The following is a 16,166-nucleotide window of genomic DNA, read 5'->3' as shown; positions in this document are numbered from 1 at the left end:
AAATAATCGGATCAAAGCAAGCCGCGCTGGGCCAGGTTCTGGTACAGCGCGCGCACGCCGAACGTCCAGGGGGCAATCGCATCGCAGCGCTGTACTTCGTTGACCAGCGCGCCCAGCGAAGCGCTGGCAATCGTCACCCTGTCGCCCAGATGGTGCGTAAAGCCGCCGCCCTGGGCGCCGCGGTCCTTCACGGGCGAGAACATGGTCCCCAGGAACAGCATGAAGCCGTCCGGATACTGGTGGTACTGGCCGGCCGTCTGGCGCACGAGGTCGAGCGGGTCGCGGCTGATTTCTCGCATGAAGCTGGCGCCTTCGAGCACGAAGCCGTCGTCCACGCCCTCGATCAGCAGCGACACTTCCGCCTCGCGCACGGTGTCGAGCGTGAAGTGCTCGTCGAACAGGCGGATGAAGGGGCCGATGGCGCAGGAGCCGTTGTTATCCTTGGCCTTGCCCAGCAACAGGGCGCTGCGTCCTTCGATGTCGCGCAGGTTGACGTCGTTGCCCAGGGTCGCCCCCAGCACCTCGCCGCGGCTGTTGACGGCCAGGACGATCTCGGGCTCCGGGTTGTTCCAGGCCGAAGATGGCAGCAAGCCCACCTGCGCGCCACAGCCCACCGACGACATCGGCTGGGCCTTGGTAAACACTTCCGCATCGGGACCGATGCCCACTTCCATGTATTGCGACCAGGCGCCGCGCTGCTGCAGCTGCTGTTTCAGGCGCTGCGCCGCGTCCGAGCCAGGCTTCAGTGCAGACAGATCGCCGCCCAATGTCATTTGCAGGGCGGTGCGCAAGCTGGCCGCGCGCGCCGCGTCGCCGCCCGCCTGCTCCTCGATCACCCGTTCGAGCAGGCTGACGGCGAAAGTCACGCCGCATGCCTTGACGGCCTGCAGGTCGCACGGCGCCAGCAGCAGCGGCTCGCCGGCCGGCGCGGCCAGTGCCTGCTCCAGCAGCGCCTGCACGGAGCCAAGCGCGATGCCGGGTGCATGGCGAACGATCTCGAGCGCATCGCTGCATTCGAACAGCTCGGCCACCGTCGCCACCGTCTGCGTGATGTCGACCACTTCGCCGCCGCGCACGGCGACGACGCAGGGGCCGTCACGCCAGATGCGGCCGACAAGGAGGGCCTGCGCCAGGTCGGCGGGCAACAGGGAGGCGGGAGAAATCGGCTGCATGGCAAGCTTTCAAAAGATCGTGACGGGATGGCGGGTCTTCAAGTTCGGACCGATTCTGCGCGCCGCCCTGTATCGCCGCAATTACGAAAATCACCAAATTGAATGATGATTATTGGTATTGCAGTGCACCAAAAAAAGCCGCCGCCCGGCCCCCGTTTCCGCCCTGCGCGCAGGCGGGAGGGTGCGCCATGGCGCATTGCATCAATTGACCCATCGATATCATTTTGGATATCACCAATGCGAAAAAAGTGATTGGTGAGGGATGGATGGACAAACTAGTATCAGCCGTGGCCTGCAATCGGCCATTCGCACGGAGCCCGCCCACTGGACGACGGCCCTGGCACATTCAACTATCGAAGACGGTGGAGACCTGAAATGAAAACAACAATGAAAATGCTGACCGCGAGCCTGGCGCTGGCCATCTCCGGCATGGCGGTAATGCCCGTGGCAAGCGCCGCCGACAAGGGCGCAATCGGCATCTCGATGCCAACCAAATCGTCCATGCGCTGGATCGCCGACGGCGACAACATGGTCAAGGTATTCAAGGAGCGCGGCTACAAGACGGACTTGCAGTTTGCCGACGACGACATCCCGAACCAGCTGGCGCAGGTGGAAAACATGATCACCAAGGGCGCCAAGGTGCTGGTGATCGCCGCCATCGACGGCACCACCCTGTCGAACGTGCTGCAAAAAGCGGCCGACAAGGGCATCAAGGTCATCTCGTATGACCGTTTGATCCGCGGCACGAAAAACATCGATTACTACGCCACCTTCGACAACTTCCAGGTCGGCGTGCTGCAAGCGGGCTATATCGAATCGGCGCTGAAACTCAAGGAAGGCAAGGGCCCGTTCAATATCGAACTGTTCGGCGGCTCGGCCGACGACAACAACGCGCACTTCTTCTACAACGGCGCGCTGTCGGTGCTCAAACCGTACATCGACAGCGGCAAGCTGGTGGTGCGCTCGAAGCAGATGGGCATGGAAAAGGTCGCCACCCTGCGCTGGGACGGCGCCGTGGCGCAAGCCCGCATGGACAACCTGCTCAGCGCCTACTACGGCAATGCGCGCGTCGACGCGGTGCTGTCGCCGTATGACGGCTTGAGCATCGGCATCCTGTCCTCGCTCAAGGGCGTCGGCTACGGCACGCCGAAGCAGCCGTTCCCCGTCGTGACGGGCCAGGATGCGGAAATCCCGTCGGTGAAATCGATCATCCGCGGCGAACAGGCATCGACCGTGTTCAAGGACACGCGCGAACTGGCCAAGGTCACGGCGAACATGGTCGACGCGATGATGAGCGGCAAAACGCCGACCGTCAACGATACCAAGACCTATAACAACGGCGTGAAAGTCGTGCCGTCCTACCTGTTGAAACCGGTCACCGTCGACAAGGCGAACTGGAAGCAGGTGCTCGTCACCGGCAGCGGCTACTACACGGAAGCGCAAGTGAAATAAGCATCGACGGTACTGAAGGCCCGGCGCTGCCGGGCCTTTCGCTTCACGCACCATCAAGAACAAGACTGCAGCACGACCGATGCCGACCAGCGCGGCCGTGCCAGAGAGGTTATATGACGAACACTATCCTGGAAATGCGCGGGATACGCAAAACATTCCCGGGCGTCGTTGCGCTCGACAATGTCAACCTGCGGGTACGCAGCGGCGAGATCCACGCCATCGTCGGCGAAAATGGCGCCGGCAAATCGACCCTGATGAAAGTGCTGAGCGGCGTCTACGGCCATGGCAGCTATACGGGCGACATCGATTACCTGGGCCAGACGCGGCACTTCCGCGGCATCAAGGACAGCGAAGAAATCGGCATCATCATCATCCACCAGGAACTGGCGCTGGTGCCCCAGCTGTCGATCGCCGAGAATATCTTCCTCGGCAACGAACCGTCCCGCATGGGCGTCATCGACTGGGAATACGCGCAAAGCAAGACGCGCGAACTGCTGCACAAAGTCGGCCTGAAAGAGTCACCTGACACCCTGATCACCAACCTGGGCGTGGGCAAGCAGCAGCTGATCGAAATCGCCAAGGCGCTGTGCAAGGACGTCAAGCTCTTGATCCTCGACGAGCCGACGGCCAGCCTGAACGAAAGCGACAGCGCGGCCCTGCTCGACCTGCTGCTGGGCCTGAAAGCGCAGGGCATCGCCTCGATCCTGATCTCGCACAAGCTCAATGAAATTTCAAGGGTCGCCGATGCCATCACGGTGCTGCGCGACGGGAACACGGTCGACAGTTTCGACTGCCGCGTGGAGCCCGTCAGCGAAGACCGCATCATTGAAAAAATGGTCGGACGCGAAATGGCGGACCGCTATCCGCCGCGCACGCCGACGATAGGCGAGACCATTTTCGAAGTGCGCGACTGGCGCGTCTTCCATCCCGAGCATGCCGACCGCCCCGTCATCAAGGGCATTAACATGCACGCGAAAAAGGGAGAGATCATCGGCATCGCCGGCTTGATGGGCTCCGGACGCACGGAACTGGCGATGAGCATTTTCGGCCGTGCCTACGGCCAGCGCATCAGCGGCACGGTGCTCAAAAATGGCCAGGAAATCGACGTCAGCACCATCGGCAAGGCGATCGCGCATGGCCTCGCGTATGTGACGGAAGACCGCAAGGGCCTGGGCCTGATCCTCGAGGAAGACATCCAGAAGAACACCAGCCTGGCCAACCTCGATGCGATTTCGCAGCACATGGTGATCGACGAGCAGCGTGAATTCAGCGTGGCCGAGGAGTTCCGCCGCAAGCTCAAGACACGTTGCTCGAGCGTGGCGCAGAAAGTGGTCAATCTGTCCGGCGGCAACCAGCAGAAAGTGGTGCTGGCGAAGTGGCTGTTTTCGCGCCCCGACGTGCTGATCCTCGATGAACCGAGCCGCGGCATCGACGTGGGCGCCAAGTACGAGATCTACAGCATCATCAGCGACCTGGCGGCCGAAGGCAAATGCATCATCATGATCTCGTCGGAGATGCCGGAATTGCTGGGCATGTGCGACCGGATCTATGTCATGAATGAAGGCCGCTTCGCGGCAGAACTGAGCGCGGCAGAAGCATCGCAGGAGCGAATCATGCGCGCGATCGTTACACACGGAGAAAACAATGGACAATAAACTGACAGCAGGCGCGCCGGCAGCAGCAGCGGCCGCGCCGCAAGCGAAAAGCTATGCCGGCTTTTTGAAGAACAATATGCGCGACTACGGCATGCTGCTCTCGCTGATCGTCATCATGGGCTTTTTCCAGTACATGACGGACGGCACCCTGATGCAGCCGCTGAACCTGACCAACCTGGTGCTGCAAAATAGCTACATCGTCATCATGGCGCTGGGCATGCTGATGGTCATCGTGGCCGGCCATATCGATTTGTCCGTCGGCTCGGTGGTCGGCTTCGTCGGCGCGCTGGCGGCCGTCCTGATCGTCAACTACAACATGAATTTTGTTGCCGCCAGCATCATCTGCCTGCTGGCCGGCGCCGTCATCGGCGGCGCGCAAGGCTATTTCGTCGCCTTCTTCAAGATCCCGTCGTTTATCGTGACCCTGGCCGGCATGCTGGTCTTCAAGGGCCTGACCCTGGCGCTGCTCGCTGGCCAGTCGGTCGGTCCTTTCCCGGAAGGCTTCCAGATGCTCAGCTCGGGCTTTTTGCCTGACCCGTTCGGCGGCGAAAACCTGCGCGGCTTTTCGCTGCTGCTGGGCGTGATCGCCGCCGCGGCGCTGATCATCACCTCGCTGCGCAGCCGCGCCAAGCAACTGAAACACGGCATGGAAAACGAACCGCGCGCCTTCTTCCTGCTGAAAAACGCGATCTTCGCCGCCGTGATGGTGTATTTCAGCTACCTGCTGGCGTCGTACCGCGGTTTTCCCAACGTGCTGGCCGTGATGTCGCTGCTCATCGTCGCCTACACCTTCATTACCAACCGCACCGTGCTGGGCCGCCGCGTGTATGCCGTGGGCGGCAACGAGAAGGCGGCGCGCCTGTCCGGCATCAAGACGGAACGGGTCAGCTTCTACACCTTCGTCAACATGGGCATGCTGGCCGCGCTGGCCGGCCTGATCTTCGCCGCGCGCCTGAACACGGCCACGCCAAAGGCGGGTACGGGTTTCGAGCTGGACGTGATCGCCGCCTGCTTCATCGGCGGCGCCTCGGCCTCGGGCGGCGTGGGCAAGGTGATGGGAGCCGTCATCGGCGCCTTCATCATGGGCGTAATGAACAACGGCATGTCCATCATGGGCATCGGCATCGACTACCAGCAAGTGATCAAGGGCCTGGTGCTGCTGGCGGCCGTCTTCATCGACGTCATTAATAAAAATAAATGAGAAGAACAAGGAAGCACAGGTTCGAGCCTTAGGGGGCTCTGGCCGGCGCTTGCGCCGGCCTTTTTTATGCGGCAGCTAATCGCGCAGCGCGATCTCCCCACCACGCCGCCTCTTCAAATACGGAAAAGCCCGACAGATCGGCATGCGCGAACAGGATGGCGCCATCGTGCTCGCGCAGCGCCTTGAGCCCCGCATTGCTGCGAAAACCGGGCAACGGTGCGGCCATGGCGTGGCCCCGTACGGTGATGTCGACCCGTTCCACGCAGCTGGCGAAATCGCGTCCATACGCCGTCTTCAAATCGACGCTGGCCAGCGCCAGCAATTCTTCGGGCGTGGCCGTGTCGAGCCATTTGCGGGCTTCCTGCGGCGTGCGGTCGGACAGGGCCACGTAGGCGCTGAAAACGGTTTTCTCGGGCGGACGCACGCGGATGTCCTGGTGCGTGGATACGACATAGCCGAGGCCCGGTTCCTGGTACACCACGTTGTCCCAGCACAGGGGCGCATGCGGCAGTTCGTCGGGAAAGCGTTTCAGTAAAAAATTGGCCACCATCCACGGCGCATACGCGGGCGTGTGGCGCTTCGCGTCAAAACCATAGCCGGCGATGTTGTCCACTACGCGCGCAGCGACATACAGCGGCATGGCGCAGATGGCCTTGCGCGCCTTGACCAGGTAGGTGCGCGGCTGGCCGTCGACCAGTTCCAGGCACAGCGCCTCCACGCCGTTAGCCGTCGTCTGCACGGAAACCACCGTGCCCGCATGACGTTTGACGCCCGACGCCTGCTCCATGGCCGTGGCGACCGGTTGCATGCCGCCCGGCCAGGTCAGCCAGGCGCCATTGCCCGCGTTGGCCGCCTGGCCCCAGCGGCTGCAATAGTAATGCAGGCCGGCCCAGGCCGAGACCTGGTCGTAGCGCGTGCCGTAGTCGTCGCGGCAGCAGTAATTCAGATACCAGTGCAGGGTGGGCGAGGTATAGCCTTCGCGCTCCATCCACTGCTTTAATGTGATGGTGTCGAGCGCCTGCCAGGCCGGGTCTTGCGACGACTCCACGGTAGGGAACACGAAGACGCGCTTGCCGTCGTTGCCATGCGCCTGGCGCAGGCGCCGCACGTCGGCAAAGAAGCGCTCGTGCTGCGCCAGTTCCTCGGCAGAGACGCCTTCGGTGGGAATGAAGCCGTCCTGCCAGTGGCCGTTGAACAGCAAGCGCTCTTCCGGCGCGTGCAGGATGTAGCGCTCGTCATAATATGGCTTTTCCGCTTGCGGATCGCGCTGGATGATCCCCAGGTCGAACAGGATGTCGCGCACATGGGTCGATTCGGGCGACGGCAGCGGCAAATAATGGCCTCCGGTCGGATAAGCCAGGTCGCCGAACTGCCCGCCAGCCGCGTTGCCATAAGGCTGCGGGCCATCGATCATGAGGAAATCCTTGTGCCCCAGCTTGTTCAGGCGCCAGGCGGCCGTCAGGCCGGCGATGCCCGAGCCGAGGATGGCCACGTCGGTATGCAAGGTGCGTGACGGTGGCGGCAGCGCCTTGCGCTCGCGCAGCAGCTCACGCAAATAATGTCCCTCGCTGCGTCCCGGGTACAGCACCTTCGGCATGATTTCCTGCCAGCGCAGGTAGGCGGCGATGCTGCCGATGCCTGCGGCGGCCGCCGCCGTGCCGCCGGCGGCCCACAGCATGAAGGAGCGGCGCTGCATCAGCGGATCACCCGGTTCCAGTCCTGCTCGAATTCATGCACGAGCGACTGGGTATTCAAGCGGTTGGGCGCCATCGGCAGCGGCTGCATGTCGGGCGGGAAGATGAACATTTCGCGCGTGGTGTCCGCATTCAGGTAGCGCATGGGCAGGCGATAGCTGGTGGGCGGTTTGTAGTCGAGCTGGGGCGAAGCGAGGATAAACCCCCATTCGCCGAACGAAGGCACGTAGGCGTGGTAGGGCCAAGTGCGCATGCCCACTTCGCGCAGGGTCGAATTGATGGTCCAGTAGGCGTGCGGGGCAAAGAACGGCGACGTCGACTGCACCACCATCAGGCCCTTGGCCGCCAGGTGTTTTTTCACCAGGTCGTAGAACGGCACCGAATACAGCTTGCCGAGCGCGAAGCTGGACGGGTCGGGGAAATCGACGATGGCCGCGTCGAACATGCCACCGTTATTGCGCAGCCAGACGGCGGCATCGGCATTGACGACGGTGACGCGCTTGTCCGAGAACGAACTGTTATTCAGCTTGGCCAGTTCCGGGCGCGTGGTAAACGCGGCCGTCATGGCGGGATCGAGATCGACCACGGTGACGTGCTCGATGTGGGGATAACGGAGGATTTCGCGCAGCGCCAGGCCATCGCCGCCGCCCAGCACCAGCACGCGGCGCGCCCACGGCAGCGCTTCCAGCACGGGGTGCACCAGCGCCTCGTGGTAGCGGTACTCGTCGCGCGAGGAAAACTGCAAGTTGCCGTTGATGTACAGCCGCGTATCATCCTTCCAGTGCGTGATCACCAGGCGCTGGTAGGGCGTGGTGGTGGAATACACGATCTCGTCGCCGAACAGGCCATGTTCGCCCCAGGCCACCATGCGGTCCGACATGGCAAAGCCGGCGATCAGCACCAGCATCACGGCGCAGGCACGCAGCAAACGCCCCGTGAGATTTTTCAGCTCGGCGCGGAACACATAAATGCTCCACAGACCCACGCCCACGTTGAGCATGCCGAACAAAAAGCCCGTGCGCACCAGGCCCAGATACGGCGACAGCACCAGCGGGAACAGCAGGGAGACGGCCAGCGCACCCAGGTAGTCGAACGTCAGCACGCGGCTGACCAGCTCGGAAAATTCCGTCTGGCGCGTGTTCAGGGCACGCATCACCAGCGGCACTTCCATGCCGACCAGTGCGCCGATCAGGAACACCATCACATACAATAAGGTGCGAAATGGCGCGGCCATCCACGAGAACGTCATGAACAGGATGGCGGCCGACAGGCCGCCGATCAGGCCCACGGCCAGCTCGATGTCGACGAAGCGCGAAAGCACGTCATCATCCTTTACGTATTTGGAAAAGTGAGCACCCACACCCATCGCGAATAGGTAGCAGCCGATGATGGTGGAAAACTGCAGGATGGAGTCGCCGAGCAGGTAGCTGGACATGGCGCCAGCGATCAGTTCATACGCGAGGCCGCAGGAGGCGACCACGAAGACGGACAAAATCAGAATCTTTTTGTTCATTGGACTTTTTTTGTTCTAATATGCGTTGACGTTATCAAATGCTCATTGCGAGGAATGCCGTGCCCGACATCCTAAACTATCTGATCCACCTTTTACTGGCCGCCGCGCTGCTGATTGTATTTTTTATCATCTACACGCGCGTCACGCCGTATAACGAAGTACTGCTGATCCGCCAGGGCAACCAGGCGGCGGCCCTGTCGCTGGGCGGCGCCATGCTGGGCTTTTCCGCCACCATCGCCTCGTCCCTGATGCACACGGCCGGCTACCAGCAATTCTTCGCCTGGGCCTTTGGCGCCATGGTGGTGCAATTGCTCGCCTATGTGGTCACCACACGTTTGCTGCGCATGTCGAAGGACCAGATCGAATCGAACAACAGCGCCTTCGGCGGCCTGCTGGCCGCCATTTCCCTGTCGATCGGCGCCATCAACGCCGCCTGCATTTCCTGACGTTTTTACCTCATTCAAGGACACCATCATGAGCCTCGGCAGCTTTATCAAGAAGCAGTTTATCGACGTACTGCAGTGGAACGAAGAGACGGAAGGCGTACTGGCCTGGCGTTTTCCCATGCAGGATTTCGAGATCCAGAACGGCGCCATCCTGAATGTGCGCGAATCGCAGGTCGCCGTCTTCGTCAATGAAGGCAAGATCGCCGACGTCTTCGGTCCCGGCACGCACAAGCTGACGACGCAAACTTTACCGTTGCTGACCAACCTGAAAAACTGGGACAAGCTGTTCGATTCGCCCTTCAAGTCGGACGTGTATTACTTCAGCACGCGCGTGCAGACTGGCCGCAAGTGGGGCACGCCGCAGCCGATCACCATCCGCGACAAGGATTTCGACATGATCCGCGTGCGCGCCTTCGGCATGTACTCGTACCGCATCGCCGACGCCCGCACCTTCTTCACCGAGATCAGCGGCACGCGCGAAGTCTATACGCGCGACGAGGTGGAAGATCAGTTGCGCGGCATTCTGATGTCGAGCATGGCCAGCTCGCTGGGCGGCGCGAATGTCCCCTTCCTCGACATGGCGGCCAACCAGGCGCTGATGGCGCAGGAAGTCAAGGATGGCCTGGCGCAGGCGTTTGCCCGCTACGGCGTGGGCCTCGATGAATTCAACGTGGCCAGCATCAGCCTGCCAGAGGAATTGCAGGCGGCGCTCGACGAACGCATCTCGGCCGGCATGAAGGGTGGCCTGGGTGCCGACAAGATGAGCGGCTACACGAAATTCCAGGTGGCCAACGCGATCCCGCTGGCGGCGCAAAACGAAGGCGGCATGGCCGGCATCGGTGCGGGACTGGGCGCCGGACTGTCGATCGGCCAGGTGATGGCGCAAAGCATGGGCGGCGCGCTGCAGCAGCAGGCACCGGCGCCGACGCCCGGCGCGCCGCCGGCCCCCGTGGAAGAACCGATCGAAGCGCGCCTGGAAAAACTCAAGGGCCTGCTGGACAAGGGTCTCATTTCGCCGGCCGACTACGACGGCGCCAAGGCTGAACTGCTGAAAAAACTGATCGGCTAAGCGCGACTGCATGCAAACTGTTTCCTGTCCCAGCTGCGGCGCGGAAGTCCGTTTCCGCTCGCACGCTTCCGTGCTCGCCGTGTGCGAGTACTGCCACAGCACCATCCTCAAGGACGCCGATTCCGTCAGGGACGTGGGCAAGATGTCGGCCGTCCTGGAAGACTATTCACCGATCCAGATCGGCACGGCCGGCGTGCACGATGGCGTGCACTTCACCGTCGTCGGCCGCATCCAGCAGCGCTACAGCGCCGGCACGTGGAACGAGTGGTATCTGCTGTTCGATGACGCCAGCACCGCCTGGCTGGGCGACTCGTCCGGCCTGTACACCCTGACGCGCGAACGCAGCACGCAGGACGCCCTGCCCGCCTTTGGCGAGCTGGCGCCGGGCAGGCGCTACACGATTTGCGGCGAGCCGTACACGGCGGCCGAGATCCGCAGCGCCGAATGCATCGCCGGGCAGGGAGAACTGCCGTTCAAGGTGGGCGCCGGCTGGCGCATCCAGGTGGCGGACTTCCGCAACTACGCCAGCTTTGTCACGCTCGACTACACGGATGGCCCGCAACCGGTCGTCTACCAGGGCGTCGCCGTCACCCTGGACAGTTTGAAGTGCCAGCTGCTGCGCGACGACGATGCCATCGCCAAGAGCGCCGGCAAGTATCGCGGCAAGCTCGATGCGCTCGACTGCCCCTCCTGCGGCAACGGCATCCACTATGTGCCTGGCGCGGCGGCGCAACTCGTGTGCCCCGCCTGCCACGCGCAGCTCGACGCCAGCGGCCCGGAAGCGCAGGTGCTGGCCATCGGCAAGCAGGTGCACGACAACGCCGACATCTCCCTGGAGCTGGGTGCCAGCGCGAAGATCAGCAATGTCGACTTCACGGTGATCGGCATGATGCGCCGCGCCGACGACGAAGGTAGCGAGTGGAACGAATACCTGCTGTACAACGCGCGCGCCGGCTTCTTCTGGCTGGTGGAGACGGACGATGGCTGGTCGCGCTCGAACGTGCTGCCGAACTGGCCCAACTGGACGTCGCTGGACGCCGATACCTGCAAGCTCGATGGCGCCACCTATCGCAAACTGTATGACTACGGCTCGCAAGTCGTGTATGCGGCCGGTGCCTTCAACTGGAAAGTGGCTGTCGGCGACAGCACGCACGTGCATGAATTCGAGCAGGGACAGACCAAGCTGGCGGCGGAAATCACCAGCGAGGAAATGACCTGGTCGCGCTCCGTGCCCGTCGCCTATGACCAGATGGCCGCCTGGTTCGGCGCCGCCTTCCATGGCGGCGACCAGGTGCACAATATCCAGCTGAGCCACCGCGGCATCGCCAAGGTCTTCATCGTCATCGTGCTGGTCTTGAATGCGATCCCGATGTTTGTCTCGTTCTCCAGCACCTTGATGTGGAGTTTGCTGGGCTGCCTGGCGCTGTTCCTGCCTGCCGCTTTTCTCGACAAGAATGCAAAGAATCCCCCATGAGTAAATATGTGATCTATGCCCTGATGGTGACCTTCAGTGTCACGGCCGCCAACTGGGTGCGCATGTTCAAGGTGGCCGGCAGCAGCAGCGGCAGCAGCTGGAGTTCGCGCACGGGCACCGGCGGCGGCAGCTACGGCGGTGGTTATGGCGGCGGCTCCGGCGGCGGTGGCGGGAGTCACAAATAAGCATGGCGTCCACACCGCATCTGCCCCTGGGCACCCATCTGCTGGCCGACCTGTCGGGCATCGCGCCGGAACGCCTGCGCGATTGCGCGGCGCTCGAGCGCCTGCTGCGCAACGCCGCCGTCGCGGCCGGCGCGCAGGTGCTGCACGGCCATTTCCACAGCTTTGGCCCGGGCCAGGGCGTCACGGGCGTGCTGCTGCTGGCCGAGTCGCACATCTCGCTGCATACCTGGCCCGAGGTCGGCTTTGCCGCCATCGACATCTTCATGTGCGGCGCGGCGCGGCCGCAGCTGGCGCTCGACATCATCAAGGATGCGCTGCAGGCGGCGCATTGCCAGCTGCAGTCCGTACGACGCGCGCCGCCCGGGCATTCCTAGCGCCGCTGGTGGATCGCGTGGGGATCGCTTACACTGTCGGCTCATATCCCAACCGTGACTCCCATGCGCCGTTCCGCCCTCCTTGCCCTGCCCCTGCTGCTGCTGGTTTCCGCCTGCGATGACTACACGGCGCCCAGCCTGTATCAGGCCACCACGCCCGAGTGCAAGACGTGGACGGAGGGCTCGCGTTTCGAGCTGCCGCGCGGTATCAGCATCTACGCCACGCCGCCCGTCACCCTGAAGGAAGGCGGCACGGAGCTGGCGCTGATTTTTACCTTGCCCGTCGGTACGCAAGCCAGTTTTACGCGCCTGTCCTTTCTGCTGGAAGAACCGAAACAGCCGCCCTTCGCGCAGGCCAAGATACTCACCATTTACCAGCGCGGCATGAACCAGAAGGCGGAGATCGTCGACGTCATCGAGCAGCTGCCCATCATGTTTTCCGCCGTCGGCAACAGCAAGGAAACGCAATGGCGCCTGCGGTTGCAACTGCCGCGCCAGCTGCCGCAGCGCTTTGATCTGTCGATGCCCGACATGCTCGTCGGCGGCAAGCGCTACCCGGTGCGCACGTTTACCTACCGCTATTTCCCCGAGCGCCAGGCTTACGGCATGTGCAGCTAAGCCACACCTTCTGTTGACGGCGGCGCAGGCCGCTGGCACACTGGTGTTTTCCATCACACAACAGGAGTAGACAACATGCGCCATTCGGATACTGCCGTGCTGTCGGCTGCCTGATCACCGTTTTTCCCCGCTAAGCCTTTTAGCCTGCACTTCCCCATACGCTGATCGCGTAGCCGACGTTCCCCTTCTTTCGTGCCAGTCAAAGCGACTGGCGGTGCCTGCACGCGCAGGCGACATGTCCGCACGCGGACGACAGAATTTGGAATCACGCTACCATGATCGCATTCGATTTTGCGCAACTACGCCTTATCGGGCTGCAGCAGGCCATCGCCAGCGCAGCCACCCAACTCGACATCTCTTCCCCCACCGCGCAGCTGATGCGCGTTTGCGCCGTGCACCGCGACAGCATCATCGTGCACGATGGCCTCCTGGAACAGCCGGCAAAAATCCTGCCGCGCCTGCTGCACGAACTGCAGGAACACGACACCATCCTCACGGTGGGCGACTGGGTCGCCGCCGAAGCCGACGGTCACGGCGCGCTGTGGATAACGGCGCACTTATCCCCGGTCACGCAGATCGCCCGACGCGGCAATGACGGCCGGCGCCAACTGCTTGCCAGCAATGTCGATACGGCCCTGCTGGTGATGGGACTGGACGAAGATTTTAATCCGCGCCGCCTCGAGCGTTATCTGTCCATCGTGCTGGCGGCGCAAGTGACGCCCGTGGTGGTGCTGAGCAAGGCCGACGTGGCCGACGACGTACCGGGCAAGCTGGCGCAGCTCAGACAGCGCCTGCCGCCCCACGTGCCCCTGTTTGCCATCGATACGCGCCATGCGTATGACGTGGCTATCCTGGAACCCTGGTTGAGCGCCGGCCAGACCCTGGTGCTGCTCGGTTCATCGGGCGCCGGCAAGTCCAGCCTGACCAATACTTTATGCGCGACGGAGCAGGCAACCAACGGCGTGCGCCATGGCGACGGGCGTGGGCGCCACACGACGACGGCCCGCTCGCTGCACCTGTGCACCAGCGGCGCCTGCATCATCGACACGCCGGGGCTGCGCAGCTGGCGCGCCGATGCCGATGTGGAAACCTTGGCCGCTACCTTTGACGACATCGCGGCGCTGGCGGCAACGTGCCAGTTCCGCGATTGCCAGCATGCCAGCGAACCCGGTTGCGCCGTGCGCGGCGCCGTCGATGGGGACCGCCTGCGCAATTATCACAAGCTGCTGCGCGACGCCCGCCGTAGCGAGGAGACGCCGCTCGAGCGCATCGCCGCGCGCGCCAAGTGGAAGACGATATTGAAGGCGGGACTGGAAAGGGGAAAGGACAAACGCCGCTAATTTTTACTGAAATTCGTTTGCTGAAAAAAAAGGCAGCCCGAAGGCTGCCTTTCTTGCGCGGCGCAAATTGATTACATCTTGCGCAGCTTCTGGATCGCTGCCAGTTGCGCAATCGCGCTGGCCAGCTCGGCTTGCGCTTGCGCGTAGTCGATGCCCGAATCCTTGTTGTGGATATTTTCTTCCGCCAACTTCTTCGCTTCCAGCGCTTTCGCTTCGTCGAGGTCGTGACCGCGGATCGCGGTATCGGCCAGGACGGTCACGGTATCCGGTTGCACTTCCAGCAGGCCGCCGGCGACGAAGACGAACTCTTCTTCTGCCTGGCCGACTACCTTGATGCGGACCGCGCCCGGACGGATGCGGGTAATCAAAGGCGTGTGGCGTGGGTAGATACCCAGCTCGCCCTGTTCACCCGGCAACGCGACGAATTCTGCTTCACCTGAAAAAATCAGTTCTTCAGCGGAAACCACGTCAACGTGAATTGTGTGTGCCATGTGTGTCCTATCGGGTTGAAGAACCCCGCCTTCTGAGGGGCGGGGTTAGGCCCAGACTTAACTTAGTTAAGTTTCTTGGCTTTTTCGATTGCTTCTTCGATCGTGCCGACCATGTAGAACGCTTGTTCCGGCAGGTGATCGAGTTCGCCCGAAGCGATCATTTTGAAGCCCTTGATCGTGTCTTTGAGCGAAACGTATTTACCAGGCGCGCCGGTAAAGACTTCAGCGACGTGGAAAGGCTGCGACAGGAAACGTTGCATCTTACGTGCGCGGGCAACCAGCAGTTTGTCTTCCGGTGCCAGCTCGTCCATACCCAGAATCGCGATAATGTCGCGCAATTCCTTGTAGCGTTGCAGGGTCGTTTGCACGGCACGCGCGGTGTCATAGTGCTCTTGACCAACGATCAACGGATCCAGCTGACGCGAGGTCGAATCCAGTGGGTCCACGGCTGGGTAGATACCCAGGGAAGCGATGTCACGCGACAGCGCAACGGTCGAATCCAAGTGAGCAAACGTGGTAGCAGGCGACGGATCGGTGTAATCATCGGCTGGAACGTAGACGGCCTGGATCGAGGTGATCGAACCGGTCTTGGTCGACGTAATACGCTCTTGCAGACGGCCCATTTCTTCAGCCAGGGTCGGTTGGTAACCCACAGCCGACGGCATACGGCCCAGCAGTGCCGAGACTTCGGTACCAGCCAGCGTAAAGCGGTAGATGTTGTCGACGAAGAACAGAACGTCCTTGCCTTCATCACGGAACGATTCAGCGATCGTCAGGCCGGTCAGCGCGACGCGCAGACGGTTACCTGGCGGTTCATTCATCTGACCGTAGACCATCGCCACTTTGGAGTTCTCTGGGTTTTCCAGATCGACCACTTTCGCGTCAGCCATCTCGTGGTAGAAGTCGTTACCTTCACGAGTACGCTCACCAACACCGGCGAACACGGACACGCCGCTGTGCGCTTTGGCGATGTTGTTAATCAGTTCCATCATGTTCACAGTCTTGCCTACGCCAGCGCCGCCGAACAGACCAACTTTACCGCCTTTTGCAAACGGGCAAACCAGGTCGATCACCTTGATGCCGGTTTCCAGCAGTTCTTGCGATGGCGACAGTTCGTCGTATGCAGGAGCGGTGCGGTGGATCGACGCGATCTGCTCGTGCGACACTGGGCCGCATTCGTCGATCGGGTTGCCCAGCACGTCCATGATGCGACCCAGGGTTGCTTTACCGACTGGCACCATGATAGGTTTGCCGGTGTTCTGGATCATCATGCCGCGACGCAGGCCATCGGACGAGCCGAGTGCAATGGTACGGACAATGCCGTCGCCCAACTGCTGTTGTACTTCCAGGGTCAGTTCCGAGCCTGCCATCTTCAAGGCATCAAATACCTTAGGCATCGCGTTGCGGGGAAACTCAACGTCCACCACAGCGCCGATACACTGAACGATTTTGCCATCAGCCATGTTCGTTCCTTCAATATAG

15 protein-coding genes are annotated in these 16,166 nt (G+C 62.2%); 10 read left to right on the top strand and 5 right to left on the bottom strand.

Going from position 1 to position 16,166, the window contains the following annotated elements; all coding sequences use genetic code 11:
* Positions 1–11: 11 nt before the first annotated feature.
* Positions 12–1,172 carry a fumarylacetoacetate hydrolase family protein gene (locus VM94_RS01420; protein WP_046681863.1) on the bottom strand — a complete coding sequence of 387 codons (1,161 nt, stop codon included), beginning with the start codon at positions 1,170–1,172 and terminating at the stop codon, positions 12–14.
* A gap of 429 nt (positions 1,173–1,601) precedes the next feature.
* Between VM94_RS01420 and chvE the strand changes: the two genes are divergently transcribed.
* The 3 genes from chvE (at position 1,602) to mmsB (ending at position 5,480) form a co-directional block, all read left to right on the top strand.
* Positions 1,602–2,624, top strand: a complete 1,023-nt coding sequence (gene chvE, locus VM94_RS01415) for a multiple monosaccharide ABC transporter substrate-binding protein (RefSeq protein WP_223278970.1) — start codon at positions 1,602–1,604, stop codon at positions 2,622–2,624.
* Between the two features lie 113 nt (positions 2,625–2,737).
* A complete protein-coding gene (gene mmsA, locus VM94_RS01410) occupies positions 2,738–4,279 on the top strand; it encodes a multiple monosaccharide ABC transporter ATP-binding protein (RefSeq protein ID WP_046681862.1) in 1,542 nt (513 codons plus the stop codon).
* Positions 4,269–5,480 carry a multiple monosaccharide ABC transporter permease gene (gene mmsB, locus VM94_RS01405; protein WP_046681861.1) on the top strand — a complete coding sequence of 404 codons (1,212 nt, stop codon included), beginning with the start codon at positions 4,269–4,271 and terminating at the stop codon, positions 5,478–5,480. The genes mmsA and mmsB overlap by 11 nt, the downstream gene beginning before the upstream one ends.
* Positions 5,481–5,544: 64 nt before the next feature.
* Here the strand turns inward: mmsB and VM94_RS01400 are convergent, their stop codons facing one another.
* A complete protein-coding gene (locus tag VM94_RS01400) occupies positions 5,545–7,176 on the bottom strand; it encodes an NAD(P)/FAD-dependent oxidoreductase (protein ID WP_046681860.1) in 1,632 nt (543 codons plus the stop codon).
* Positions 7,176–8,687 (bottom strand): polyamine aminopropyltransferase, encoded by a 1,512-nt coding sequence (locus VM94_RS01395; protein WP_046681859.1) that lies wholly within the window; start codon positions 8,685–8,687, stop codon positions 7,176–7,178. The genes VM94_RS01400 and VM94_RS01395 overlap by 1 nt, the downstream gene beginning before the upstream one ends.
* Before the next feature lie 59 nt (positions 8,688–8,746).
* Between VM94_RS01395 and VM94_RS01390 the strand changes: the two genes are divergently transcribed.
* The 7 genes from VM94_RS01390 (at position 8,747) to rsgA (ending at position 14,193) form a co-directional block, all read left to right on the top strand.
* Entirely contained in the window at positions 8,747–9,133 is a 387-nt protein-coding gene (locus VM94_RS01390; protein ID WP_082127519.1) for a DUF350 domain-containing protein, read from the top strand.
* 28 nt (positions 9,134–9,161) lie between these two features.
* Positions 9,162–10,202 carry an SPFH domain-containing protein gene (locus VM94_RS01385; protein ID WP_046681857.1) on the top strand — a complete coding sequence of 347 codons (1,041 nt, stop codon included), beginning with the start codon at positions 9,162–9,164 and terminating at the stop codon, positions 10,200–10,202.
* Between the two features lie 10 nt (positions 10,203–10,212).
* Positions 10,213–11,676 carry a DUF4178 domain-containing protein gene (locus VM94_RS01380; RefSeq protein ID WP_046681856.1) on the top strand — a complete coding sequence of 488 codons (1,464 nt, stop codon included), beginning with the start codon at positions 10,213–10,215 and terminating at the stop codon, positions 11,674–11,676.
* The gene (locus tag VM94_RS01375) at positions 11,673–11,861 is read left to right on the top strand and encodes a hypothetical protein (RefSeq protein WP_046681855.1); all 189 of its coding nucleotides are present in this window, start codon (positions 11,673–11,675) and stop codon (positions 11,859–11,861) included. Before VM94_RS01380 ends, VM94_RS01375 begins: the two co-directional genes overlap by 4 nt.
* Positions 11,862–11,863: 2 nt before the next feature.
* Positions 11,864–12,235, top strand: coding sequence for an adenosylmethionine decarboxylase (gene speD / locus VM94_RS01370; protein ID WP_046681854.1), 372 nt, complete (start codon positions 11,864–11,866; stop codon positions 12,233–12,235).
* A 63-nt stretch (positions 12,236–12,298) separates the two neighbouring features.
* The gene (locus VM94_RS01365; RefSeq protein ID WP_034752711.1) at positions 12,299–12,853 is read left to right on the top strand and encodes a hypothetical protein; all 555 of its coding nucleotides are present in this window, start codon (positions 12,299–12,301) and stop codon (positions 12,851–12,853) included.
* A gap of 275 nt (positions 12,854–13,128) precedes the next feature.
* Positions 13,129–14,193 carry a ribosome small subunit-dependent GTPase A gene (gene rsgA, locus VM94_RS01360; protein ID WP_046681853.1) on the top strand — a complete coding sequence of 355 codons (1,065 nt, stop codon included), beginning with the start codon at positions 13,129–13,131 and terminating at the stop codon, positions 14,191–14,193.
* A 71-nt stretch (positions 14,194–14,264) separates the two neighbouring features.
* Here the strand turns inward: rsgA and VM94_RS01355 are convergent, their stop codons facing one another.
* Together VM94_RS01355 and atpD are read right to left on the bottom strand one after the other, a co-directional pair.
* A complete protein-coding gene (locus VM94_RS01355) occupies positions 14,265–14,684 on the bottom strand; it encodes a F0F1 ATP synthase subunit epsilon (RefSeq protein ID WP_034752707.1) in 420 nt (139 codons plus the stop codon).
* A 62-nt stretch (positions 14,685–14,746) separates the two neighbouring features.
* Entirely contained in the window at positions 14,747–16,147 is a 1,401-nt protein-coding gene (gene atpD / locus VM94_RS01350; RefSeq protein ID WP_034752705.1) for a F0F1 ATP synthase subunit beta, read from the bottom strand.
* Between the last annotated feature and the right edge of the window lie 19 nt (positions 16,148–16,166).

The sequence above is a fragment of the Janthinobacterium sp. KBS0711 genome (assembly GCF_000988085.1).
Taxonomy (GTDB): domain Bacteria; phylum Pseudomonadota; class Gammaproteobacteria; order Burkholderiales; family Burkholderiaceae_D; genus Janthinobacterium; species Janthinobacterium lividum_E.
This window is presented reverse-complemented; position numbering and strand designations above follow the sequence as displayed.

What these genes read in the sequence shown, in the direction of transcription:
- VM94_RS01420 (WP_046681863.1), bottom strand. Translation starts at nt 1,172, where the DNA reads ATGCAGCCGATTTCTCCCGCCTCCCTGTTGCCCGCCGACCTGGCGCAG.
- chvE (WP_223278970.1), top strand. Translation starts at nt 1,602, where the DNA reads ATGGCGGTAATGCCCGTGGCAAGCGCCGCCGACAAGGGCGCAATCGGC.
- mmsA (WP_046681862.1), top strand. Translation starts at nt 2,738, where the DNA reads ATGACGAACACTATCCTGGAAATGCGCGGGATACGCAAAACATTCCCG.
- mmsB (WP_046681861.1), top strand. Translation starts at nt 4,269, where the DNA reads ATGGACAATAAACTGACAGCAGGCGCGCCGGCAGCAGCAGCGGCCGCG.
- VM94_RS01400 (WP_046681860.1), bottom strand. Translation starts at nt 7,176, where the DNA reads ATGCAGCGCCGCTCCTTCATGCTGTGGGCCGCCGGCGGCACGGCGGCG.
- VM94_RS01395 (WP_046681859.1), bottom strand. Translation starts at nt 8,687, where the DNA reads ATGAACAAAAAGATTCTGATTTTGTCCGTCTTCGTGGTCGCCTCCTGC.
- VM94_RS01385 (WP_046681857.1), top strand. Translation starts at nt 9,162, where the DNA reads ATGAGCCTCGGCAGCTTTATCAAGAAGCAGTTTATCGACGTACTGCAG.
- VM94_RS01380 (WP_046681856.1), top strand. Translation starts at nt 10,213, where the DNA reads ATGCAAACTGTTTCCTGTCCCAGCTGCGGCGCGGAAGTCCGTTTCCGC.
- VM94_RS01375 (WP_046681855.1), top strand. Translation starts at nt 11,673, where the DNA reads ATGAGTAAATATGTGATCTATGCCCTGATGGTGACCTTCAGTGTCACG.
- speD (WP_046681854.1), top strand. Translation starts at nt 11,864, where the DNA reads ATGGCGTCCACACCGCATCTGCCCCTGGGCACCCATCTGCTGGCCGAC.
- VM94_RS01365 (WP_034752711.1), top strand. Translation starts at nt 12,299, where the DNA reads ATGCGCCGTTCCGCCCTCCTTGCCCTGCCCCTGCTGCTGCTGGTTTCC.
- rsgA (WP_046681853.1), top strand. Translation starts at nt 13,129, where the DNA reads ATGATCGCATTCGATTTTGCGCAACTACGCCTTATCGGGCTGCAGCAG.
- VM94_RS01355 (WP_034752707.1), bottom strand. Translation starts at nt 14,684, where the DNA reads ATGGCACACACAATTCACGTTGACGTGGTTTCCGCTGAAGAACTGATT.
- atpD (WP_034752705.1), bottom strand. Translation starts at nt 16,147, where the DNA reads ATGGCTGATGGCAAAATCGTTCAGTGTATCGGCGCTGTGGTGGACGTT.